At 67.4% G+C, this 2,711-nt stretch carries 3 protein-coding genes; all 3 read right to left on the bottom strand.

Translation table 11 applies throughout. The features are described 5' to 3' along the window. Positions 1–44: 44 nt before the first annotated feature. Positions 45–1,235 carry an ABC transporter substrate-binding protein gene (locus A612_RS06615; RefSeq protein ID WP_019373723.1) on the bottom strand — a complete coding sequence of 397 codons (1,191 nt, stop codon included), beginning with the start codon at positions 1,233–1,235 and terminating at the stop codon, positions 45–47. A gap of 58 nt (positions 1,236–1,293) precedes the next feature. Further along, entirely contained in the window at positions 1,294–2,331 is a 1,038-nt protein-coding gene (locus A612_RS06610; protein WP_019373722.1) for a branched-chain amino acid ABC transporter permease, read from the bottom strand. Positions 2,332–2,341: 10 nt separating this feature from the next. Then, positions 2,342–2,711 (bottom strand): ABC transporter permease subunit (locus A612_RS06605; protein ID WP_019373721.1); only part of this gene is annotated, 370 nt, incomplete at its 5' end.

Here is a 2,711-nt window from a genome sequence, read left to right as displayed (position 1 = left end):
GGCGGCCCCGCCGCGTCCGGCGCGGCAGGGCCGTGGTCCTCAGCTCAGAGCTGGATCCAGTCGGACACGGCGACCATCTTCTGCGCCTTCATGTCGGCGCGGTAGACGCGGCCTACAGGGATGGAGTTGCCGGAAATCGTGATCGGCACGCCGATCAGCCCGCCGGTGTCGAAGTCCTTGATGGAGTTCAGCGCGGCCTTCAGGTTGTCGCCGTTGAGCGGCTTGTTCGCCTCCAGGCAGCGTTTGGCCGACTCCAGGAACAGCATGGTGGCGATGAAGCCCTGGGTGTAGGCCGTGCTCTGGTACTCCGGGCGCATGGCGCGGATCTTCTCCAGCATGGGGGCTTTTTCCGTGTCGTAGTAGTAGCGAAACGGCATCACGCCCATGAAGCCGTCGCCGTCCGGGCCCATCTTCATGACGGTGGAGCTGTCCATGGTCCAGAAGGTGCCCATCCACTTGGACTTCATGCCCTGCTGCTTGCCCTGGGTGATGAACTCGGGGATGGGCGCCAGGATGTAGCCGTGGAAGATGGTGTAGTCGGGCGCGGCGCGGCGCAGCTTGATGACCTCGGTGGAGACGTCCACGCTGCCGGCGGGCGTCATGATCTTCACGGGCACCGACAGGCCCAGCTGCTTGGCCAGCGCCTCGCTGGAGTCGATGGGGTCGCGCCCGAACTCGGAGTCGGAATAGACGAAGGCCACCTTGGCGCCGGGCTTTTCCTTGGCGATGTGGCGCAGCAGGATGCCGAACATCTCGGTGTAGTCGGGCCCGACCAGGAACTGGTGCGGGTACTTCTTCGGGTCGTTCAGCTCGGTGGCGAACGAGGCGCCCGCCATCAGGATGTTGCCGTTCCTCTCCAGCTCGGGGTTGATGGTCTTGGCAAAGCCGGTGGAGTCGCCGTAGTAGAGGTGGACCTTGTTCTGGCTGGTGATCTTCTTGAAGGCGGCAACCGACACGTCCACCTTGTAGCCCGTGTCTTCCGGCACGTAGCGCACCTTGCGCCCGGCGATGCCGCCGGCGTCGTTGACGATCTTCACGTAGTCCTGGATGCCGGCGTTGATGCCCACGCCGGCGAAGGCGAAGACGCCGGTCATGGGGATGGAGCCGCCGATGACGATGTCCTCGCCGGTCTGCGCCAGCACGGACAGCGGCTGCATGAGGCTGGCCGCGCCGGCGGCCGCGGCGCCCAGCATCAGGCTGCGGCGGCGGGGGGAAAGCTGGGTCGGGTGGTCCATGGTTGTCTCCTTGGGGGGTCTGCGTGTCGTTGCGGGGGAAAGGGGGCGGCCGGGGCCGTCAGTTGCGGAAGGGCCAGAGGTGGAAGAAGCGCCGCGTGCGGCGCCACATCTCCGCCAGGCCCAGGGGCTCGAACACCAGGAAGCCGATGATCAGGGCGCCGAACACCACCAGGCGCACCGGCGAGAGGAACACCGCCAGGTCGGCGCTGCCGGGCAGCAGGTCGACGACCAGCTTGAGCAGCTCGGGCACCATGGTCATGAAGACCGCGCCCAGGATGCCGCCCAGGATCGAGCCCATGCCGCCGACGATGATCGCCGCCAGGAAGAAGATCGACATCGACAGCGGGAAGCTCTCGGGCGTGACCACGCGGAAGAAGTAGGCCCACAGGCCGCCCGCCACGCCGGCGTAGAAGGACGACAGGCCGAAGGACAGCAGCTTGTACCTGAGCAGCGGGATGCCCAGCACCTCGGCCGAGATGTCGCGGTCGCGGATGGCGATGAAGGCGCGGCCGATGCGCGTGCGAAACAGATTGGCCGCGCCCAGCAGCATCAGCAGCATCACCGGCACGATCAGCCAGTACAGCCGAAACGAGGTGTCCAGGTCGATGCCGAGGATGCGCCCGGGCTGCATCGACAGGCCGGCGGTGCCGCCGGTGATCTGGAAGTTGGCGAACAGGAAATGCGCGATGAAGGAGGCGGCGATGGTGACGATCGCCAGATACAGCCCCTTGACGCGCAGCGAGGGGATCCCGACCACCATGCCGCCCAGCATGGCGACGAAGCCGCCGCCGAGCAGGTTGAGCAGCAGCGGCGTGCCCCAGCGCGCCTGCATGATCGCCACCGTGTAGGCGCCCAGGCCCATGAAGGCCGCCTGGCCGAGGCTCACCAGCCCGGTGTAGCCGGTCAGGATGTTCAGCCCGGTGGCGCTGGCGACGTTGATCGCCACCAGGCAGGCCATGTAGAGCCAGTAGTCGCTGGCGACGAAGGGAAAGAGCAGCAGCAGCGCGCCCGCGATCGCCAGCCAGGCGTGCTGCGTGCGCGAATCGAACAGCGCGGCGTCCGCGGTGTAGCTTTCCTTGAAGGTTCCGATGCGCATGGGCCAGGCCTCAGAGACGTTCGATCTCGCGCGTGCCGAACATGCCGTAGGGCCGCGCCATCAGGATGGTGACCAGCACCAGGAAGGTGGCGAGCAGCTTGTATTCGCCCCCCAGGTAGGCGCCGGCGAGCGCCTCGACCAGGCCGATGACCACGCCCGCCACCAGCGCGCCCAGCACACTGTCGAGCCCGCCGACGATCACCACCACCAGCACCGACAGGCCGAACACGCCCATGGAGGATGAGATGCCGCCGATCGAGCCGACGATGATCCCGGAGACGGCCGCCAGCATGGCCGACACCACCCACGACAGCGAGAACACGCGCGGCACGTTGATGCCCACCGAGTAGGCGGCGCCCTGGTCGCTGGCGGTGGCGCGC

Origin of the sequence: Melaminivora alkalimesophila (assembly GCF_000282995.1) — a bacterium.
Taxonomy (GTDB): domain Bacteria; phylum Pseudomonadota; class Gammaproteobacteria; order Burkholderiales; family Burkholderiaceae_C; genus Melaminivora; species Melaminivora alkalimesophila.
This window is presented reverse-complemented; position numbering and strand designations above follow the sequence as displayed.

Excerpts from the sequence above, each read along its gene's own strand:
- A612_RS06610 (WP_019373722.1), bottom strand. The coding sequence starts at position 2,331 with ATGCGCATCGGAACCTTCAAGGAAAGCTACACCGCGGACGCCGCGCTG.
- A612_RS06615 (WP_019373723.1), bottom strand. The coding sequence starts at position 1,235 with ATGGACCACCCGACCCAGCTTTCCCCCCGCCGCCGCAGCCTGATGCTG.